This is a genomic window from Roseovarius mucosus (assembly GCF_002080415.1).
Classification (GTDB): Bacteria; Pseudomonadota; Alphaproteobacteria; order Rhodobacterales; family Rhodobacteraceae; genus Roseovarius; species Roseovarius mucosus_A.
Genome location: NZ_CP020474.1, coordinates 1453393 through 1473745 on the forward strand (window position 1 = coordinate 1453393; position 20353 = coordinate 1473745).

At 61.6% G+C, this 20353-nt stretch carries 19 protein-coding genes; 5 read left to right on the forward strand and 14 right to left on the reverse strand.

Annotation, left to right across the window (positions count from 1 at the left end):
- Positions 1-130: 130 nt before the first annotated feature.
- On the forward strand, positions 131-814 hold the full coding sequence (locus ROSMUCSMR3_RS07115; RefSeq protein WP_081506875.1) for an aquaporin: 684 nt from the start codon (positions 131-133) through the stop codon (positions 812-814).
- Positions 815-970: 156 nt separating this feature from the next.
- The gene (locus ROSMUCSMR3_RS07120) at positions 971-1849 is read left to right on the forward strand and encodes a DMT family transporter (RefSeq protein WP_081506876.1); all 879 of its coding nucleotides are present in this window, start codon (positions 971-973) and stop codon (positions 1847-1849) included.
- On the opposite strand, the gene ROSMUCSMR3_RS07125 is transcribed toward ROSMUCSMR3_RS07120, so the two are convergent.
- Positions 1816-2259, reverse strand: a complete 444-nt coding sequence (locus tag ROSMUCSMR3_RS07125) for an NUDIX domain-containing protein (RefSeq protein ID WP_081506877.1) — start codon at positions 2257-2259, stop codon at positions 1816-1818. The genes ROSMUCSMR3_RS07120 and ROSMUCSMR3_RS07125 overlap by 34 nt on opposite strands.
- Positions 2260-2382: 123 nt before the next feature.
- Between ROSMUCSMR3_RS07125 and ROSMUCSMR3_RS07130 the strand changes: the two genes are divergently transcribed.
- From ROSMUCSMR3_RS07130 to ROSMUCSMR3_RS07140, 3 genes are read left to right on the forward strand one after another with little or no spacing between them, the layout of a single operon-like run.
- On the forward strand, positions 2383-4068 hold the full coding sequence (locus ROSMUCSMR3_RS07130) for a thiamine pyrophosphate-dependent enzyme (RefSeq protein WP_081506878.1): 1686 nt from the start codon (positions 2383-2385) through the stop codon (positions 4066-4068).
- 48 nt (positions 4069-4116) lie between these two features.
- The gene (locus ROSMUCSMR3_RS07135; RefSeq protein WP_008281658.1) at positions 4117-4836 is read left to right on the forward strand and encodes an alpha/beta fold hydrolase; all 720 of its coding nucleotides are present in this window, start codon (positions 4117-4119) and stop codon (positions 4834-4836) included.
- Between the two features lie 2 nt (positions 4837-4838).
- Positions 4839-5987 (forward strand): alpha-D-ribose 1-methylphosphonate 5-triphosphate diphosphatase, encoded by a 1149-nt coding sequence (locus ROSMUCSMR3_RS07140; protein WP_198385591.1) that lies wholly within the window; start codon positions 4839-4841, stop codon positions 5985-5987.
- 13 nt (positions 5988-6000) lie between these two features.
- Here the strand turns inward: ROSMUCSMR3_RS07140 and ROSMUCSMR3_RS07145 are convergent, their stop codons facing one another.
- The 13 genes from ROSMUCSMR3_RS07145 to dctP all read right to left on the reverse strand — a co-directional run bounded on the left by ROSMUCSMR3_RS07145 (position 6001) and on the right by dctP (position 20326).
- Positions 6001-8205: a PAS-domain containing protein gene (locus ROSMUCSMR3_RS07145; RefSeq protein ID WP_081506880.1), complete on the reverse strand. Its 2205-nt coding sequence runs from the start codon at positions 8203-8205 to the stop codon at positions 6001-6003.
- A 3-nt stretch (positions 8206-8208) separates the two neighbouring features.
- Positions 8209-9387, reverse strand: a complete 1179-nt coding sequence (locus tag ROSMUCSMR3_RS07150) for an FIST N-terminal domain-containing protein (RefSeq protein WP_237183548.1) — start codon at positions 9385-9387, stop codon at positions 8209-8211.
- 33 nt (positions 9388-9420) lie between these two features.
- Positions 9421-10143, reverse strand: coding sequence for a response regulator (locus ROSMUCSMR3_RS07155; RefSeq protein ID WP_008281654.1), 723 nt, complete (start codon positions 10141-10143; stop codon positions 9421-9423).
- A gap of 57 nt (positions 10144-10200) precedes the next feature.
- A complete protein-coding gene (locus ROSMUCSMR3_RS07160; RefSeq protein WP_008281653.1) occupies positions 10201-10992 on the reverse strand; it encodes an ABC transporter permease in 792 nt (263 codons plus the stop codon).
- A complete protein-coding gene (locus ROSMUCSMR3_RS07165; protein ID WP_081506882.1) occupies positions 10989-11708 on the reverse strand; it encodes an ABC transporter ATP-binding protein in 720 nt (239 codons plus the stop codon). The genes ROSMUCSMR3_RS07160 and ROSMUCSMR3_RS07165 overlap by 4 nt, the downstream gene beginning before the upstream one ends.
- Positions 11709-11756: 48 nt before the next feature.
- Entirely contained in the window at positions 11757-12197 is a 441-nt protein-coding gene (locus ROSMUCSMR3_RS07170; protein ID WP_008281651.1) for a hypothetical protein, read from the reverse strand.
- A gap of 24 nt (positions 12198-12221) precedes the next feature.
- The gene (locus ROSMUCSMR3_RS07175) at positions 12222-13187 is read right to left on the reverse strand and encodes a YVTN family beta-propeller repeat protein (RefSeq protein ID WP_081506883.1); all 966 of its coding nucleotides are present in this window, start codon (positions 13185-13187) and stop codon (positions 12222-12224) included.
- 11 nt (positions 13188-13198) lie between these two features.
- Positions 13199-14380, reverse strand: coding sequence for an ABC transporter substrate-binding protein (locus tag ROSMUCSMR3_RS07180; protein WP_081506884.1), 1182 nt, complete (start codon positions 14378-14380; stop codon positions 13199-13201).
- Between the two features lie 253 nt (positions 14381-14633).
- Positions 14634-16151 (reverse strand): malonate--CoA ligase, encoded by a 1518-nt coding sequence (locus ROSMUCSMR3_RS07185; RefSeq protein ID WP_081506885.1) that lies wholly within the window; start codon positions 16149-16151, stop codon positions 14634-14636.
- Positions 16152-16163: 12 nt separating this feature from the next.
- Positions 16164-17408 carry a malonyl-CoA decarboxylase gene (locus ROSMUCSMR3_RS07190; RefSeq protein WP_081506886.1) on the reverse strand — a complete coding sequence of 415 codons (1245 nt, stop codon included), beginning with the start codon at positions 17406-17408 and terminating at the stop codon, positions 16164-16166.
- The gene (locus tag ROSMUCSMR3_RS07195) at positions 17405-18721 is read right to left on the reverse strand and encodes a TRAP transporter large permease (protein WP_008281645.1); all 1317 of its coding nucleotides are present in this window, start codon (positions 18719-18721) and stop codon (positions 17405-17407) included. The genes ROSMUCSMR3_RS07190 and ROSMUCSMR3_RS07195 overlap by 4 nt, the downstream gene beginning before the upstream one ends.
- Positions 18721-19269: a TRAP transporter small permease gene (locus tag ROSMUCSMR3_RS07200; protein WP_008281644.1), complete on the reverse strand. Its 549-nt coding sequence runs from the start codon at positions 19267-19269 to the stop codon at positions 18721-18723. The genes ROSMUCSMR3_RS07195 and ROSMUCSMR3_RS07200 overlap by 1 nt, the downstream gene beginning before the upstream one ends.
- A 70-nt stretch (positions 19270-19339) precedes the next feature.
- Complete coding sequence (gene dctP / locus ROSMUCSMR3_RS07205) at positions 19340-20326, reverse strand: TRAP transporter substrate-binding protein DctP (protein WP_081506887.1); 987 nt, start codon at positions 20324-20326, stop codon at positions 19340-19342.
- Positions 20327-20353: the final 27 nt, after the last annotated feature.

Sequence of the window (20353 nt, forward strand, 5' to 3'; positions counted from 1 at the left end):
CGGGCGGCCCCTTTTTTTGGACGGTGACCGGGCAGCAAATACGTAACCTAAACACCGAAAATTCCCCATTCCAGAGATTGAAACCCGCGATAATCTAGCGCTGTTCAACAAGTTCAGCAGGTGGTTTCCAATGCAAAAGCAACTGGCCGAGTTTATCGGCACTTTCACTCTTGTTCTCTTTGGCTGTGGGGCGGCGGTGCTTGCCGGGGGCGATATCGGCCTTGCAGGCATCAGCTTTTCCTTTGGCTTTGCCCTGATTGGCATGGCCTATGGCATCGGTCCGGTTTCGGGCTGCCATATCAACCCAGCGGTATCGTTGGGGGCGGTTGCGGCGGGCCGCATGTCCCTGACCACGGCGGCGGGCTATATCGTGGCGCAAATCCTGGGCGCTGTGGCAGGGGCCTTCGTGTTGATGACGATCGCAAGCGGCAAGGCGGATTACAGCCTTGCCCAAAACGGGCTGGGCCAGAATGGCTGGGGTCCGGGCTATCTGGGCGAATACACCATGACGGCGGCTTTCCTTTTCGAGGTCGTGGCGAGTTTTCTGTTCATGGTCGTGATCCTTGGGGCCACCGGCAAAGGCGCACCCGCGCATCTGGCGGGGCTGGCCATCGGCATTGCCCTTGTGGTGATCCACCTCGTCGGCATCAACGTGACAGGCGTTTCGGTCAATCCGGCGCGCTCGATCGGGCCTGCGGTATTCGTCGGCGGCACCGCATTGGCGCAACTGTGGCTCTTCATCGTCGCCCCGGTGATCGGCACCGTCGCGGCGGGCCTGCTCTTTCGCAGCGGCCAGTTGGATGCGCAAAGCTGAGCAATCGGCATCTGGGGTCGCCCAAGGGCGGCCCTTTCCCGGCGCGGGCAAGATCCGGCGGAAAGGTCGGGATTTGAGCATCTGTAGACCGAGGAAAGCGGGCAGCTTCACGATCATCTGACTATACCCTGCGCGTCAGAGCGGGTAGCAACAGGCATGCGCCTTTTTCTTTTGACCGCCCTCACCATGATCGCCTTTGCCGCCAATTCGGTGCTGACCCGTATGGCTATTGCCGGGGGCGATATAGATGCCGTGAGCTTTGGGGTGATCCGCCTGATCTCTGGCGCGGTGATGCTGGGGCTTTTGTGCCTTGTGCTGCGCGGTGGCCTGCGCCTCTTGGGGCCGGGGCGCGCGATTGGGGTCATGGCCCTTTTGATCTATTTCTACGGATTTTCCATAGCCTACCGGGGGCTTGATGCTGGTCTGGGCGCGCTGATCCTGTTTGGCGTGGTGCAGATCATCATGTTCGCGGGGGGACTCTTCGCGCGCGAGGCAATGCCAGTACGGCGCTGGACCGGGGCCGGGCTGGCCTTTGCCGGGCTGGCGTGGCTGCTCTGGCCCGGAGGCGGACCACAGGTGAGCGTCATCCATGGCCTGCTGATGGCAGGGGCAGGCATCGGCTGGGGCGTCTATTCGTTGACGGGGCGCAAATCAGGCGATGCGCTGATGGCCACGGCCGCCAATTTCATCTGGGCCGCGCCCGTGGGCCTCTTGGTCGGCTGGCTGGTGCCCAAGGGGGCCGAGGGAATCGTGATCGGGCCGCAGGGCGTCTTGCTTGCGGTGCTGTCGGGGGCGGTGACATCCGGTTTGGGCTACGCGCTCTGGTATAGCCTTCTGCCTCGGTTGGCGGCCTCGGTTGCGGCGGTGGCACAACTGACCGTGCCGGTCATTGCCATGGCAGGCGGCATGCTGTTCTTGGGCGAGGCGCTGAGCGCCGAATTCGTGCTGGCAAGCGCGCTGGTGCTGGGCGGCGTTGCGGTCTCGGTCATCCCGATGCGCCCTCAGGGGCCAACGATTTCCTCCAAAGGATCGTAACCCATGCCGCGCTGAAAGGCGACGCGCGCGAGACTGTCGGGCTTGAACCGGAGGTTCCCCATCTCCGCCTCTGTCACCCAACGCCTGCGGGTTACAATCTGCTCGGGATCGCGCCAATCCTCCGAAAGCGCTCCTGCAGTCACCGTGCAACGAAAGAACACCTCGACCTGATGAAAGCCTGTGGCGGGCGCATGAAACTCGTTGATCAGGCAGGGTGTGCCCACGCGGATCGTCAATCCGGTCTCCTCATGGACCTCTCGCATCAGGTTCTCGGGCAGCGATGTGCCCAGCTCGACCCCGCCGCCCGGCGCACACCACAGCGTGCTGGCGGCATCGGCATAGGCATTGACCAGCAACAACCTCCCCTGATCCACAATCACGGCGCGGGCAGCAAGGCGGGGCGAAGGCATGAGAACACCTGAGGCAAAGATCGACTGGGCCAACCCTAGGCGGCAGGTCGACCGGTGAAAAGGGGTTGTCTTTGCCCCCCGCCTTGGGCCAGCTTGCGCGCGACCAAGACAAAGGAGCAGGACATGGGAACCAACACGCGCAACGGCGGACAATTGCTGGTGGATTGCCTGCTGGCATTGGGGGCGCGGCACAGTTTCGGCGTGCCGGGCGAGAGCTATCTTGCGGTATTGGATGCCTTGCACGACACAGCCGGGCGGCTTGATTTCACCCTATGCCGCCAAGAGGGCGGAGCCGCCTTTATGGCCGCCGCCTACGGCAAGCTGACGGGCCGTCCTGGCATCTGTTGGGTCACGCGCGGGCCGGGGGCGACCAATGCCGCAATCGGGGTGCACACCGCGATGCAGGATAGTGCGCCGATGATCCTTTTTGTGGGTCAGGTAGGCACCGATATGAAAGGGCGCGAGGCATTCCAAGAGCTGGACTACCGCGCCGTGTTTGGCACGATGGTGAAATGGGCGGTCGAGATTGATCAGGTGGGCCGCATCCCCGAAATCGTGGCGCGGGCGTGGAAAACCGCCGTGACGGGCCGCCCCGGCCCGGTGGTGGTGGCCCTGCCCGAGGATATGCTGACCGATATGACAGAGGTGCCGCCGCTCTCCGGCCCGGGAACCTATCCAGAGCCGGAACCGGGGGCTCAGGCCATAACCAAAGCGCGCGCAATGCTGGCGGGGGCCAAGCGGCCTCTCCTTCTCTATGGCGGCTGCAACTGGACAGACGCAGGGCGCGCAGCCCTGCAAGAATTTGCAGCGGCGTCTGACATCCCGGTCGTCTCGGTCTTTCGCTATCAGGATCAGTTCGACAATCACGCGCCGGTCTTTTGCGGCGAGGCGGGCGTGGGCATGGTGCCCAATGTGCGCCGCCTCTTGGCTGAGGCGGATGTCATTCTGGCCGTCAACAACCGCTTTGGCGAGAACTCGACCGACGGATATACGGTGTTTGACCTGCCAGAGCCGCAGCAACGTCTGATCCATGTGCATGGCTCTGATCTGGAATTGGGCAAGGTCTATCAGCCGGAACTGGGCATTCAGGCCGGGCCGAATGCCTTTGCGCACGCCTTGAACGCAGGTGGGCCGGTGCAGGGGGATTGGGCCGCTTGGCGGGCCGAGGCGCGCGCCGGGTATGAGGCGGGGTTTGACCTGCCTGACCTGCCCTCGCCCGTCGATATGGGCAAGGTGACAGCCTATCTGCGCAAGGTTCTGCCCGACGATGCGATCATCACCAATGGCGCAGGCAATTTTGCGATCTGGTCAGGGCGGTTCCTGAAATACGGGGCTGCGATGCGCCTCTTGGCTCCGCAATCCGGGGCCATGGGCTATGGCATCCCAGCGGCGATTGCCGCCAAAGTCGTGCATCCAGAGCGGCGCGTGCTCTGCTTTGCGGGGGATGGTGATTTTCAGATGACCTGTCAGGAATTGGCCACCGCCGCACAGGCGGGGGCGCAGCCGGTCATCCTTATCCTTAACAATGGCATCTACGGCACCATCCGCGCGCATCAGGAACGCAACTATCCCGAACGCGTCTCGGGCACGGATATGGTCAATCCCGATTTTTCGGCCCTCGCGCGCGCCTATGGCTTTCACGCCGAGCGGGTGGAGCGCACCGAGGATTTCGCAGATGCGTTCACCCGCGCCTGCGCCTCGCCGACCGGTGCCGTGCTCGATCTTGTGATCTCGACCGAGGCGCTGACCCCGCGCATGACGCTCAGCCAGATGCGTGCAGCAGGCTTGGCCAAACGCGACGGCGCGTGACCCCTGTTCAGCACGGGCATTTGCGCCTATGGGGACGACATGAGCAGAATGACCATCCTTGCAGGCCTGATTTTGGCCCTCTGGACCACGGCGGCGCGGGCCGATTGCGTGGTGCTCTTGCATGGGTTGGCGCGCTCGGATGCATCTTTTGTCATCCTGCAAGAGGTGCTTGAGGCCCGCGGATATGACGTCTTCAGCCCCGATTACCCCTCGACCGAAGAGGAAATCGAGCGGCTCGCACGCGAAACGCTGCCCTTTGCGGTCCGGGTTTGCGGCGCGACGCGGGTGCATTTCGTCACACATTCCATGGGCGGCATCCTCTTGCGGCTCTGGCTCAAGGACAACCGCCCTGACCAGATGGGCCGGGTCGTGATGCTGGCCCCGCCCAACCATGGCAGCGAATTGGTGGATGAACTGGGCGGGCTCGAACTCTTCCGCTGGCTCAACGGGCCTGCGGGTCTTCAGCTGGAAACCGGGCCGGGCGGCGTGCCGGAAAACCTTCCGCCTGTGGATTTCGAGTTGGGGGTGATCGCCGGCACCCGCTCGCTCAACCCTTATTTTTCCAGCCTGATCGACGGGCCGGACGATGGCAAAGTCTCGGTCGCCTCAACCCGTGTCGAAGGCATGGCGGATCATATCACTCTGCCGGTCACGCATACCTTTCTGATGAATAACCCCCTCGTGATCGCGCAGGTCGAGGAATTTCTGGCGCAGGGCCAATTCAACCATGGCCTGACGCTTGGCGATGTGCTCCTCGGGTGGAGATGACAATGACAACGCTTGAGATCACATTGCGCGGGGCACAGGTGCTGACAGCCGAGGGGCTGACTGCCTGCGACCTCTCGCTGAGCAACGGGCGGATTGCCGACGCGCCATCGGGCCGCGCGGTTGATCTGGACGGCTATATGATCCTGCCCGGCATCGTCGATATTCATGGTGATGGGTTCGAGCGGCATCTGGCCCCCCGGCGCGGCGCGATGAAGGATCTCGCCCAAGGCATGATCGCAACCGAGGCGGAACTGGCCGCCAATGGCATCACCACCGCTGTTCTGGCGCAGTTCTATAGCTGGGAAGGCGGCATGCGCGGGCCGGAATTCGCCGATCAGGTCTTTGCGGCCCTGACTGCGGTGCGCGAGCATGTCGAAACCGATCTGCACGCACAATTGCGCTTTGAAATGTCGCTGCTCGATGACTACCCCGCTGTCGAAGACATGGTCGCACGCCACGGCATCGGCTATGTCGTGTTCAACGACCACCTGCCGCACAAGGCACTTGCGGCGGGCAAAAAACCGCAAGGTCTGACCGGGCAAGCGCTGCGCATCGGGCGCAATCCCGAAAAGCATCTCGAATACATCCAAGACCTGCACGCGCGACTACCCGAGGTCGGCCCCGCACTGGACCGCCTTTCCACAGGTTTGGCCGCGCGCGGCGTGCGGCTGGGCAGTCATGACGATGCCACCGCCGAAGGCCGTAGGCAGGCGCGCGCGCGCGGTATGACCATCGCCGAATTCCCCGAAACGCTCGAAGCCGCAGAAGAGGCGCGCGCGGGCGGTGATGCCGTCATCATGGGCGCGCCCAATTTGGTGCGCGGGGGATCACACAAGGGCAATGTCAGCGCGGTTGATCTGGTGGCCATGGGTCTCGTGGATGCGCTGGCTTCTGATTACCATTACCCCTCGATCAGGCGCGCGGCCTTTCTTTTGGCGGATGGCGGGGTCTGTGATCTGGCGACCGCTTGGGGGCTGATATCCTCTGGTCCGGCGCGGCTTTTGGGGCTGTCGGATCGCGGCACGCTCCGCCCCGGCCAACGCGCCGATCTTGTTATCCTCGCGGCCGATACACGCCGCGTGGTGGCAACCATGGCTGAGGGGCGGATCAGCTATATGGCAGGCGCGGTGGCCCGCCGCTTTATCGGCTAAGGCACCACGCGTCTTATCCCACTGCCGCCTTCAGAAAAACCTCAAGCTCTGCGGGATCAATCGGTTTTGGCAATACCTCCAGCCCCGCCGCGCGGCAATGCGCGTGCATTTCCGCCACAAGATGCCCGGTGATGATCCGCGCCGGAATAACCCCGTGGCGCGCGATGATCCGCGCGATCACCTCGGGCCCGCGCACGCCCTCGTCCAATTCATAATCCACCAACATCGCATCAGGGCTCAGCCCTAAATCCGCCAGTTGCGTCAATGCTTCCAAGAGATTACCCGCCTCCACCACATCTGCCCCCCAACCGCGCAAAAGCAGGGTCAGGGCGTGGCGCAAATCGGGATCATTCTCGATCAAAAGCACGATCCGCCCCTCGAGCGAGGCTCTTGCCCGGGCGCCGCCCACGCCCCGGATTTCCGGCCCGCTCCGCGCCACAGAGACAAGCGGCACCGTCACGCTGAAACAGGCCCCACACCCCAGATCAGAGCGCAATTCCAACGGATGCCCCAAAAGTGCGCAGGCCCGGTCCACGATAGCCAGCCCAAGGCCCATCCCCTCGGCAGCGCTGACATGTGCATCCAGCCGATGAAATTCCTGAAAAATGCGGTCCTGATCGGCGGGGGCGATACCCGGCCCCGTGTCGCGTACTTCCAGACGCAGATTGCGCCCCTGCCGCCGCGCCCCCACCAGCACCTTGCCCGAAGGTGTGTAGCGAATGGCATTGGCGATCAGATTCTGCAACACCCGCCGCAGATAACTTGCATCGCTCTCGACCATGGCACCGCAGGGAACATAGCGCAGGTCCAAACCCTTGATCGCGGCAATCGGTGCGAATTCGTCGATCAATTGATCCGTGATCCGACGGAGCGGCACGTGGGTCACATCGACTTCGACATGCCCGGATTCCAGCCGTGATATATCCAGCAGCGCGTCAATGATGTCTTCAACACTTGTCAGCGCCCGCTGCGCCTTGTCCATCAACACCCGGTGATCGGCACTGGCCAATTCCTCTTGCAGCGACGCAAGATAGAGCCGCGCCGCCGAAAGCGGCTGGCGCAAATCATGGCTCGCCGCCGCGACGAACCGCGATTTAGAGGCATTGGCGCGCTCGGCCTTGGCCAAGGCATCCTCCAACTCCAGCGTGCGGTCGCGCACCCGCTGCTCTAGCCGTTCATTCGCATGCGCCAGGGCGCGCGCGGCCGCCCGCTCGGCGGTTACATCCGAAAAACTGATGACAAAGCCCCGGTCGGGCATCTGCCGGGCAAAAACATCCAGCGTCTTATGCGTGCCCGAGCGCATGTAGAATCTCAACGGCGCGCGCCGGTCCTGTGCGCCGACCCAGACCGCGATATCATGTGCGCTCAGCCCACCTTCAATCTCGAAATCGCTGCCGATGCGCCGCAGGATCACATCGAATTCAATCCCCACCCGAAACCGCGAAATGGGAATCGACAACATGCTGCCCGCATTCTGATTCCAGCCGCGCAATTGCCCGCTGCGATCAAAGATGCACACGCCTTGATCAATGTGTTCCAACGTAGCCCGGATCAACTGCGCCTGATCATCCAGCAGTTTGCCACGCTCGCGCCGCTCGAGCCGGATGATATCGGTGATATCGGTTTGCAGGATCACCGTTTGCCCGTCGCGGGTGCGATGCTCACTCACCTGAACCCAGCAATCGCCGGTCAGGTTGAGGTTGAACATCACATGTTTTTCCTGATGCAACTGCATCCGCCGCGCCGCCCAATCGCCACGGCTCTGCATATCAGGCAGTTCCAGAAACCGGCTTTGGCTGGCGTGGCGCACGTAATCGGCAAACTCCAGTCCGGGGCGCAATTCGGCCACAAGATCGGGCATATACATGCCAAAACGGCTGTTGTGCAGCACCAGCCGCCCGTCGCTGTCGAAAAGAGCAAAACCCTCCTGAATCGTCTCGATGGCATTGGCAAGGTCCGAGCGTGCCCGCTCGGCCTCGCGAATGGCCTGCGCCAATTGCGCGTTGGAGTCGTTGAGCAGATCGAGCGCGTGTTCCAGATCACGGGTGCGTTCGCTGATCTGATCCTCAAGAATGACCGCCCGCTCGAAATGTGCATAGGCCGCACCGCCGTCATCCGTCACCTGCTCGACCCGGCGCATCAGCACCTCAATGATCTTGAGCAACTTGCCATTCTGCCGGTCCAGCGGGTCAGAATTGTCGATCAACGCCGCCGACATGGGTCAGCGCCCGATGGGGGGATAAATCGCCACCCCGGTCATGGTTTGGTTGACATGCAGCCCGTTGATCTGCTCGCCATAGGTGGAAAACCCCACCACCCGATGCGCGGCCAGAATCCGTGAAATCTCAGGCCCGATCTGGCGCTGCTGCACTTCGGTTCGGCGCAGGATGCAATCGCAGGCCAGCACCGCCAGCGGCGGCGTCTCGGCGCCCAGCCCTGCCAGCTCATGCTCCAGATGCGCCGCCATATCCTGTGATTGTGCGAGGGTCAGAACCAGCCCTTCGTCAATCGCGGAAAAGAATTGCAAATCGCCATTGGCCTCAGCGCACTGAATGGCGCGCACATGATGCTGCCCGCCGATCCGCACCACCACCGGATTTTCCGCAAAGGTCGAGGGCGTCAGCTCGTCAATCCGGCAGCCAAGGATGCGGGCATATTCCTGCGCCGCCACCTCGGCGTTGATCTGATGCACGATGCGGCGCGCGGGATCGGCATCCGTCACCACCATACGCCGATCCGTGGGCTGAAAATGATCAAGGCGAAATACCCGCACCGGGCAATCGGTGCGCATGAGACAGACCACGGCCGCATTGCGCAACGTCACCCCGTCACAGGAAATCAGCGTTTGCGCAAACCGCTCACCATCCGCCGCCGACCCGCCAAACAGCGGCATCGGCCCCAGCCCAGCCGCAATCGCGGCAACAAGCTCATCCTCCTTGAGCGACAAGCCATCGACAGCAAGAAAGGCAAACTCATTGGGCAGGCTTTGCCCCGCCTGCGTGGCCAGCCACGCCCGAGCGCGCACCGTCTGGGAAACGCAGGCCGTGCTATCCAGTTCCGACAGGGGCGTCACAACCTGCAACACAGCGTGAAAATGATCCGCAGCAAAGCCAACGGCCACAATGCTACCCTCGGCATAGCCGCTCATCCCGATCTCACCCGCAGTGGTGCAGCCAACACAGCGACTATCGACAAAGACGCGCGCGGCCTCGACCATCAGCGCCTCAAAATCCGCCTTTGGGGTGACAAAGAACAGAACCAGTGCCAGCCGCACATCGCCCATGGCCCGACGCAGCGCGCCAATGGGGTCACAGGCATCATGGGGCACTTCAGCGCGCGCAACTATAGCTTGATCGCACAGCATCAGCTCTGACAGGCTGCTGTCCATGGCTCCTCCCATGGGGTCCTCCACCCCAGTCAGAGCGTAATCCGCTTACTCTGCCTCGCGCAAGACGTTAGAGAAGCTGGCCATCTGCGCGATCAACACCGCTTGGGTGCGGGTCTGCACCCCCAGCTTGCGCATGATGGCGGTGACATGCGTCTTGACCGTGGTTTCGGCAATCGACAACTCATAGGCGATCTGCTTGTTCAGCCGCCCTTCGCAGATCAATTGCAGGATACGCGCCTGCTGCCGTGTCAGATGCGCCAGACGCTCTACCGCCTCGTCGCGGTCATTGACTGGCTGCTCTTGTGTTTTGGTCAAAACGACCCCTTCAGGCAGGAAAATCTCACCCGCCGCAATCGCCTCGAACGCGGCACGGAACACCGGTCTTTGACTGTGTTTGGGCACAAAGCCCGCCGCCCCTGCGTGGATCACGGAACACACCATGCGGCTCTCGGACATCGAAGAGACGACCACGATTGGCGTCTCGCCCGCCACCGCGCGCAGCCGCGCCAAACCGTCCAGCCCGCTGACATCCGGCAGGTTGAGATCGAGCACGATAATGTCTGGCGGCCCGTTCTCGGCCACCATGGCCAGTGCCTGATCCAAACTTTCGGCGGTATCAATCCGGCCAATCCCCGCCACCGATTTGAGCGTCATGGACAGCGCATCGCAAAACAGCGGATGATCATCGACGATAAGGGCCGTGGTAAAACGCCCCGGTCCCGCAGGGGCGGGACGGGTTCCGGGGATATGCGCCGTTTTCGGTGTCATTCGATCATCCTAGCAAAGGCCGCTTGATCGGCCTACTCACACCAAGGTCTGAGGCCCTCAGCCCCGCCGCTGCATCAGCCCACGCCCCGGATCATAGCCCCAGAGCGCCAGAGCAAGAAACACAAGACTTGCCAGCGCCGTCCACAAAAGCGCCATACCGTTGAACTGCCCATAGAGCGCAAAGCGGATCAACTCGACCGCGTGACTGAACGGATTGACCGCACAGATATCGCGCAAGAGCATCGAACTCTCTGCCATCCGCCACAGCGGATAGAGCGCGGTAGACATGAAAAACGTGGGAAAGATCACGAAATTCATCACGCCGGCAAAATTTTCCATCTGGCTGATAAAGGACGAGAGCGCGACGCCAAGCGCGCCGAGCATCACCCCCCCAAGGATCAGCGCAGGCAGAACGTAGAAATAGCCCATCACCGGCATCTTGATCCCCATCGCCGCCGCAATGCCCAGGAACGCATAGCATTGCAGCACCGAAACAGCAGTCCCTGCAAGGATCTTGGCGAACAAAAGCCACCAGCGCGGCAAAGGGCTGGTCAGCAACAGCCGCATGGACCCCATCTCGCGGTCATAGACCAGACTGAGCGAGGATTGCATGCCGTTGAACAAAAGGATCATGCCGCACAGCCCCGGCACGATGTAGGTCTCATAGGTGATATAGGTCTGATAGGGCGGAATGATCGACAGGCCCAGCGCCGCGCGAAACCCGGCGGCAAAGACCACCAGCCACACCAATGGCCGCACCAAGGCCGACACAAACCGCGAGCGTTGCCGCGCAAAGCGCAGCGCCTCGCGCGTGACAATCGCCGCCAGCGCGATCAAAAGCGGCCTCATGCGGGTGCCCCTGTCAGGCTCAGAAAGCGCTCGGTCAGCCCCTCTTGTCCGGCAATCTCGCGGGTGATGCCATCGGCCAGCACGCAGCCCCGGTGCAGGATCACCAGCCGATCCTCGGGCCAAACCTCGTCGGTCAGATGTGTGGCCCAAAGGGCGGTCAGCCCATCACCGGCACAGAGGTCGTGTACATGGGTGGTAATCGCCCGCCGTGCTTCGGCATCCAGTCCCACGGTCGGCTCATCGAGAAGCAAAACAGCGGGTTGATGCACCAGCGCGCGGGCAATTTCGGTGCGCCTGCGGTGCCCGCCATTGAGATCACGCGCCAACTCATCCGCGCGCTCACGCATTGCCATCCGCTCAAGCGCCGCCTCGATCCGCATCTCTGCGGCGCGCCCCGCCAGCCCATGCAGTGCCGCGAAATAACGCAGGTTGCGCCGGACGCTCAGATCCAGATCCAGCGTCTGTTGTTGAAACACCACCCCGATCCGCGCCAGCGCTTGCCGGGGGTTGCTGGCAATATCATGCCCCGCAACGCTGATCCGCCCCTCGCGCGTCGTGAAAAGCCGTGTGAGCAGCGCAAAGAGCGTCGATTTCCCGGCGCCATTCGGGCCAAGCAGGGCACAGAACGCGCCCTGCTCTACCTCAAAGCTCACGTTTTCCAAGGCCCGCTTGGCCCCGTAGGAAAATCCCAGCCCGTCAATCCTTAGCCCCGTCATGCCGCGTACCTGCCTTGTCCTCCCGCAAGCATAGACCGGGGCGCGACCTTATTGAATGATGAACTCAAGCCGCTGGCTGTCGCCGCTCGTGCCGGGGATAAGCATGTGATACCGACCCGGCTTGATCGCGATAAAGGAAAACTCCGCCGTGCCTGCATCGTCAAACTCGAAACTGTCGATCGCCATTGGCCTGATTTCGATCTCGTTGATGACGATCTCATCCATCCAGATCGCCCGAAAGAATTCCGGCCCGGTCAGCGCCAATTCCGCGCTGCCATCGGCGGTGATCTCCATCTCGTAATAGGCCCCCGATTGCAGGGTGATCGGCCCCTCGCCCAGAGGCTGCCCCGAGGCCAGCGTGACCTTGATCTCGTCCCCCCGGTTGCATTTCGCCAATAGCCCGGCAAAGCCCAGATCATCGCACAGTGGCGCGGCATTGGCGGGCATCGCCAGAAGGGCCAGCGCAGCGGCAGTCAGCATATGTTTCATCAGTGTTCCCTCTCTCCTCTTGGATCAATCAGATACGACCACGACGCCCCAGGGCTGTTGCCCCACCTGCACCGATTTCACGACCTCTTCTGCCGCGACATCAATAATCGAGATATCGTTGGAATTGCCGTTGGTGGTGTAGAGGTATTTCTCCTCGGCATCGAAGGCCAACTGCCAGACGCGCTGGCCCACCAGAAGGTATTTCTCGACCTCGAAGGTCTCGCCATTGACCAGCGCCACCCGATTTGACGGCCCCAGCGCCACAAAGATTTTCTTGCCATCCGAGGTGACGCGCACCCCCACCGGCTGCAAAAGTTCCGGGGCGATGCCCGGCACTTCAAAGGTGATCTTGTGCACAATCCCGCCCCCTTCCGGATTGATCACACTCACCGTGCCGCCAATCTCGGCGCTCACGAACAGGTATTTGCCATCCGCCGTGTATTGCGCGAAACGCGGGCGCTGATCGACCAGCGTGTTCTGCACGATCTCAAACGTCGTCGTGTCGATGAAATGCGCCATATTCGTGGTCTCGGAGGTATTGACCACGTATTTGCCATCGGGCGAAATCCCCATGCCCTCTGGCTCTACCCCCACCGGCACTTCGGCGAGGATGGTATGGGTGTTCACATCCGTCACCGTGACCAGATTGTCATCCTCATTGGCGATATAAAGCGGGTTGCCCGACGGGTGCAGCACGAACAATTCCGGGTCAGGCCCCGAGGGTAGCGTGTGTAATTCCTGATAGGTTTCGGTATCAAACACCCGCACCACATTGTCATCCGATGCACAGACATAAAGATGCTTGCCATCGGGGCTGGCCGTGATGCCGCGCGGGCGGTTGCCGGCAGCGAATTCGGTAATCACCTCCCATGTCTCGCTGTCCACAACGGTGATCGTGTTGCCACGTTCATTGCTGACAAATACCTTGCCCGCCAAGGCAGGGCTGGTCATCAGGGCGGCAAACGCGGTCGCAAGGGCCAAATGGTGCATGGACGTCTCTCCTATTGGGCAAAGGCAGTGCAGGCGCTCTCGGGCTGATCCAGCCCCAGCGCATCCAAAAGCGAGCGTTGATGCAGGAACCCGTCCTGCGGCGACACGCTCAGCGTGATCCGCCCATCGGCCAGCAATATCGGCTGGCGCAATTGGCCATTCCACGCCCGAAAGGTCAGCTTTTGCCCCTTGAACGCCGCCAGTTCAAAATTCTCGCTCAGCGCATAGGCCCGGATCGCGGCCGGATCGGCACTCTGGGTACGCGTCACCGCCTCTCCCAGCACCCGCAGCGCAAGCCAAGCTGTGTAATCCTCTGGGCGCATATAGCGGCCCGTCAATTCTTCGAATCGGTGCTGGAATTGCGTGCCTCCCCAAGCCTCCAACGCCGGATGCCACGCCAAAGGGCGCAGCCCCGCAGAGCCGACGATGGGCGAGGGCCGCCAAGTGTGAAACGGCAGATAGGTGGCGAAAACATCGGTTTCATCGGCAGCAATGATGACGTCGTGTTCTTTCAGGTCTTGGGTAAAGACGGGCAATTGCCGCTGCACCTGCACATGCCCGGTATCGGTGCGCCGCGCGCCGCCGGTATCGGTAAACTCCCGCTCATCCACAATCTTGGCCCCAAACTTGGCGGCAGAGGCGCGGTAGGCCTCGGCCAGCGCAATATCCTCGGGGTGCGAGCCATGAATGAGCGCCCAGCGCGGCCACTTTTTCCAGATCAGGAACTGCGCCACCGCATCGCTCTGCATTTGCCGCGACGGCGCGACATGCAGGATATTGCCCCGGCATTTGGCGCTGCGCAGCCCGGTATCTGGTGCCAGCGTGTTGAAAATCAGCGTATCCGGTGCTGCGGCCTCTGACATCGCCAGCAATTCCCCGGCCCGCGCCTGCACCGCAAAGAACCGCAGCCCCTCGCCTTGCAAGCGCTCGAACTCGGCCAAGGCAGTCTCGGGCGTGGCGGCCACCACATCGGTCACATAGGTCTGGCCCATAAACCGGCCTGTGGTCTGATTGTCTTCGGTCGCCAACTGCCCACCGGCAAACCCCAGATCCTCGGGCCGCAGATCAAGCCGCGACACCGGCAAAAGCGCAGGATAATCCACCCGCAGCACAACGGCACGCACCTCCTGTGCTTGGACGGGCGGTGAAAGAGCCATCAGGCCCGCAAAAACAAGCAAGGCAAGGCGGAACATGCGCGATCTCCGTCAAGGGATTGGCGGTGGCGGGATCGCCACATACGGGTATCCTAGCAAAAGCGGCAGGTTTGTAAGGTGTTTTCGCCGCATTCCGCCCAAACCCGCGGAAACATGCAAGTAAATCAAGTTATTTTATATATATTTCAGATGTTTATAGAAATTCATACTTTGGTCGCACAGGCCAAAGAATGGCAACAAAAAGGCCCGGTGCACTCAGCATCCGGGCCATCTTTCGTAAAATCCGCATATATCACGCCGGCGCAAAAAGCCCCGCATACTCTGCCCTAAGTATGTTTTTCTGCACCTTGCCCATGGTGTTGCGCGGCAACTCCTCCAGCACGATCAGCTTGCGAGGATGCTTGAAGCGCGCAAGGCTCTTGGCCGCCGCCCCGGCAATCGCGTCAATATCCACCACAGCCCCTTTTTGCGGCACCAAAAAGCCCACCACCGTTTCGCCGAAATCCGGATGCGGAACCCCCACCACGGCGCTTTCCAGCACGCCGGGCTGGTCATCCAGCAACAACTCGATCTCTTTAGGGTAAATGTTGTAGCCGCCTGAAATGATCAGATCCTTGTTGCGCCCGACGATCTGCACATATCCCTGATCGTCGATCATCCCCAGATCGCCCGTGATAAAGAAACCATCGGCGCGCAGTTCCTCGGCGGTCTTCTCGGGCATGTTCCAATAGCCCGCAAAGACATTCGGCCCGCGCACCTCGATGATGCCAATCTCGCCGTGCGGCACCTCTGCCCCCGTCTGTGGATCGGTGATTTTCAACTCAACGCCGGGCAGCGGAAAGCCCACCGTGCCCGCCCGCCGCGCCCCTTCATAAGGGTTCGAGGTGTTCATATTGGTCTCGGTCATACCATAGCGCTCAAGGATGCGATGCCCCGTGCGCTCTTCAAAGGCCACATGGGTTTCCGCCAAAAGAGGCGCAGAGCCAGAGGTAAAGAGCCGCATATGCGCGACCAGCGCGCTTGTGAAACGCGGATCATCCAGAAGGCGCGTGTAGAATGTGGGCACGCCCATCATCGAGGTCGCGCGCGGCAGTTGCGCAATCACCTGATCCTGATCGAACTTCGGCAAGAATATCATCGACCCTCCCGCCAAGAGGATAATGTTGGTCGCCACAAACAGGCCATGGGTGTGAAAAATCGGCAGCGCGTGCAAGAGCACGTCGTCAGAACTGAACCGCCAATAGTCCACCAGCACCTCGGCATTGGACAGCAGATTGCGCTGTGTCAGCATCGCACCCTTGGAACGACCGGTAGTGCCCGAGGTATAAAGAAATGCCGCCAGATCATCCGGCTCGCGCGGGGCGGTCTCGAAACTCTCGTTCAGGCCCTCTGCCGCCTCCGGCAATGTGCCCGTGCCATCGCCATTGAGCGTCATCAGCACCGCCCCGGCACGATCCGCAACCCCCTGCAACGCCCCGGCCTTGGCCCCGTCGCACAACAAGACCTTGGCCCCGCTATCACCCACGAAATAGCCCAGTTCATCGCCGGTATAGCCCGTGTTGAGCGGCAAGAACACGATGCCCGCCTGCACGCAGGCAGCATAGACCGCAAGCGCCTCCGGCGATTTCTCGACCTGCGCCGCCAACCGGTCGCCGGGCACCAATCCGGCACCGCGCAACGCATGGGCATAGCGCGCCGTCATCCGCAGGAATGCATCATAACTGACCACCGCGCCATTCGCCAAATGCAGGAAAGGCGCAGTTTGCCCGGCATGACGCCCGAACAGATTATCATAGAGGGGATTGGCCATGGCTCTTGTCCTTCACTCGGTCTTCTTTGCGGCGATAGCGGCCAGCGCCGTCACCTCGGCAGAGGCGGCAATCACACCCGCCCCGGCAAATCGTTCATGGTTCTGCGAAATCTGTGCCCGGTCGTAAAGGTAATTCACCATCACGCCGCCCGATTGCTTTTGCCCATTGGGCGACAGGTCCGCCCCCGCATGAACGGCATGCACCGAGGCCCCGTTGCCCAGATGAAACCGCGCGACCGGATCATAGGGGCCACCGTCGGGGCGCTTGGCCTTGAGCAGATAATGGGCCGTCACTGCGCGGCGCGTCTCGGCCTCTTCGGGCAGCATTGCGCGGGTCTCGCTTAGCCAGCGGGTCAACCCCGGTATCGGCGACAAGGTGACAAAGGTCTTAAGTCCCGGCAATTCCTGCGACAGGTCTGCCACCACCTGCTTGATCAGCGAATTGCCAAAGGAGATTCCCGCCAACCCCGACTGACAGTTGGAAATCGAATAAAACACCGCCGTATCCGCCTCATGCGCGCCAATTACGGCCCGCTCTTCGGACAGAACGTCGTGGATCGCCCCTGGAATCCCCCGGCTCAGCGCCACTTCGACGAAAATCAGCGGTTCGTCGGGCATGGCGGGGTGGAAAAACCCGAAACAGCGGCGATCTTTGGGGGCCAGCCGCCGACGCAGATCATCCCAACTGTCAATGGCATGCACCGCCTCATAGGCGATGATCTTTTCCAGCACATCGGCGGGCGAGGACCAATTGATCGGGCGCAGCACCAGAAAGCCGCGATTGAACCAAGAAGAGAACAGATGCTTGAGGTCCAGATCAACCACGGCCAGCGCCGGGTTATCTCGCGCCAACCGCAAGAGATCGGCCCGCATCGCCACAAGCTGCGCCGTGGCCCCCGGCACCTGATTGAGGCGGCGCGCCAGCTCTTGCCGAGGTGGCTCTGCTGCATCCATGAAACCGCGATAACTGTCCCGATCCGGCCCCGCCTCGAACGCATCCAGCGCATTGCGCACACTCTCGGGATCAACGCCCATGCCTTCGGTCAGGAACCGAAAGAACTCCAGCTTTTCAGCATCGGCCATCCCGGCGTAGCGATCAAGGATCAGCCGCGCCAGCGCCATGCCCGACACTTCGCCGGAACTGCCCAGCAGATCCCGGCAGAGATCCTCAATGCTGCGGTTCTTGTGATCCGGTTCGGATGCGCCGCGATAGCGCCGCTCAAACACCGTCGCCAGCAGATCGGCCAGAACGCTCATCGCATCGTCCCCATGACCAGATCAGGCAACCACGTGGCCAACCCCGGAAAGAGGCACAAGAGAACAATCGCCAGCACCATACACCCAACATAGGGCAAAGAGCCGACGAGGATCGTCTTGAGCTTGATGTCAGGTGCGATGGAATTGATCACATAGAGGTTCAGGCCAACAGGCGGCGAAATCAGGCCGATTTCCATGTTGATTGTCAGAATAACCGCAAACCAGATCGGATCGAACCCCGCTGTCGTTATGATGGGCAACAGGATCGGTGCCGCCATCAAGATCACCGCAACCGGCGGAAGGAAGAAGCCCGCGACCAACAGGAACACATTGACCGCCCCCATCAGCACCCAACGGTTCACATCCAGCGTGCCGATCCATTCGGCGATGGATTGCGTGATGAAAAGCGACGACAGCATATAGGAAAACACGCCAGCCGCCCCGATGATGAAGAGGATCATCACGCTCTCTCGCGTGCTGTCACGCAGCACCACCCAAAGAGCCACAGGTGACCACAGTTTATAGATCACCATAGCGATCACGAGGCACAAGAGCGCGCCCACCGCCGCCGTCTCGGACGGCGTGGCAATGCCCCCATACATGGCATAGAGCACGCCGAGGATGATAAAGAGAAACGGCAGCACACGCGGCAAGATCTCAATCCGCTCGCGCCAGCTATAGCTGCGCCCGGTCAGCAGGTTCATATCCCCCGACCGCCAAGTCGAATAAAGCGACCATGCCATGAAAAGACCCACCAGCAGCAGGCCCGGAATGACGCCAGCCAGAAACAGCCGTCCAATCGAGGTTTCGGTGGCGATGCCATAGACGATCATCGTGACCGAGGGCGGGATCAGAATGCCCAGCGTGCCGCCCGCCGCAATAGAGCCCGCAGCGACCGCATCGGGATAGCCCCGCTTGCGCATCTCGGGGATCCCCATCTTGCCGATGGCGGCGCAGGTTGCGGGGCTTGATCCCGACATCGCCGAGAACAGTGCGCAAGCCCCAAGGTTCGAGATCACGAGACCGCCGGGCACCCGCGTCAGCCACCGCTCCAGCGCCTCATAGAGGTCAGCCCCGGCTCGGGTCGATGCAATCGAGGCCCCCATGATGATGAACATCGGGATCGACAGAAGGGCAAAGTTGTTGAGCTTGCCAAAGAAGATTTCCGGCAGCAATTCAAGCGAACGCATCCCGTCGAACACGATCAGGAAGCCGCCCGAGACAATCAGCAATCCCAGCGCCACCGACACGCCGGAGAACAGAACCACGATGGTTGCAATCGCAACGATCAGGCCAAGCAAAAGCGGATCCATCAGACGTCCTCCAGCCCAAAGGGCGCATCAATATTCAAGAGCAGCGCCACAAGATCGGCGACCAGTTGCAACAAAAAGAGGCCAAGCCCCACTGGAATGGCGAGATAGGGAATCCACAGGTCAATCCCCCAGACGGTATCTGATGTCCAACCACGCGCCCACGCGACGTGCCAGAATTCATAGCCATACCAAAGCATGACCGCGACGATCACGATGGAAAGGCTGAGCGTCACGACCGCCAGCCCCTTGCGCGCCCGGCGCGGCACCGCAAGTGGGATCAGGTCCACGTTCACATGCCCACGCAGGCGCTGCACATAAGACAGGCCTAAAAGCGTGGCGGCGATCATCAGATAGATCACGGCCTCGGTCTGCCAGACCGTCGTGCCGTTCAACACAAAGCGCACCCAGATCATCTGACAGGTGATGAACACCGACGCGACGATCATCGCCGCCGAGATCCACCCCGCCAGGGTCGAGAGCGCGGCAACCGCGCGCAGAAAAGGATTTTGTCCGGTGCGCGCAATCGCACCCGATGCATGGCCGGCCATGGTCTACCTCATGTCAGGGGGGAGTAGGAAGTTGGCTGCCGCGCAGATCAGGCGCGGCAGCCTGAGCGGATCACTCGACCGCGAACGCCATATCAAGCAGCGCCTGCCCATCGGCCACGCTGGCAACGAATTCCTTATAGGACGTTTCAGCCGCCAGAGCCCGCCACGCGGCGAAATCCTCTTCGGTCATCGACGCAATCTCGACACCGGCATCCTTGAACACCTGCACCGACGCGGCATCTTCTTTCTTGGCCTCTTCAAGATAGAAGGCTTCGGCCTTTTCCGCCGCCGCCATCAGCGCCGCCTGCTGTTCGGCACTCAGACCGTCAAAGGTGGATTTGTTCATCAAGAGCGGCTGATACATGAACCACAGCGCCACATCCCCCGCAGGCGTGTAGCATTTCACCTGCTCATAGATGCGGAATGACACAAAAGACGAGGACGAGGTGTTGACCGCATCCAGAACGCCGGTTTGCATCGCATTGTAGATCTCGGAAGAGGCCATCGACGCGATCGACGCGCCCGCACCCGCCAGCATCTGCTCGAATGCCTTGCCAGCCGCGCGGGTCTGCATGCCCGCAACATCCTCGGGCTTGGTGATGCACTTGCCCGTGCTCGCAAAGCCGCCAGCCAGATAGCCATGCACCAGAACCATCACGTCATCTTCGGCCATCTTGGCCTCTACGGCCTCCATGAAGGGGCTGTCGGACAGACGCGCGGCGTGATCGTGGTTCTTGACCAGACCCGGCATCAGCGTGAGGTTGTAAGCGGGCTGTTGTCCCCCCGCATAGCTGAGCGGCAGCACGGTCATATCAAGCTGACCCCGGCTCAGCGGCGTATACTGCTCGCGCGCCTTGAAGAGCGACTCAGAGCCAAAGATCTTGATGTCGAGATCGACACCGGCAGCCGCCACTTCATCGGCTACAATCTGTGCAACCTTGTGGCGCACGTCATTGTTCGACCACTGATGCGACAGGCGCAGTTCGGTGGCAAAAGCTGCGCTGCTCAGCAGCATCATCCCGGCAGCCGCCGCCGCCGTGAAAGTCATCTTGTTCATATCTTCCTCCCATTCTGCCCGAACGTG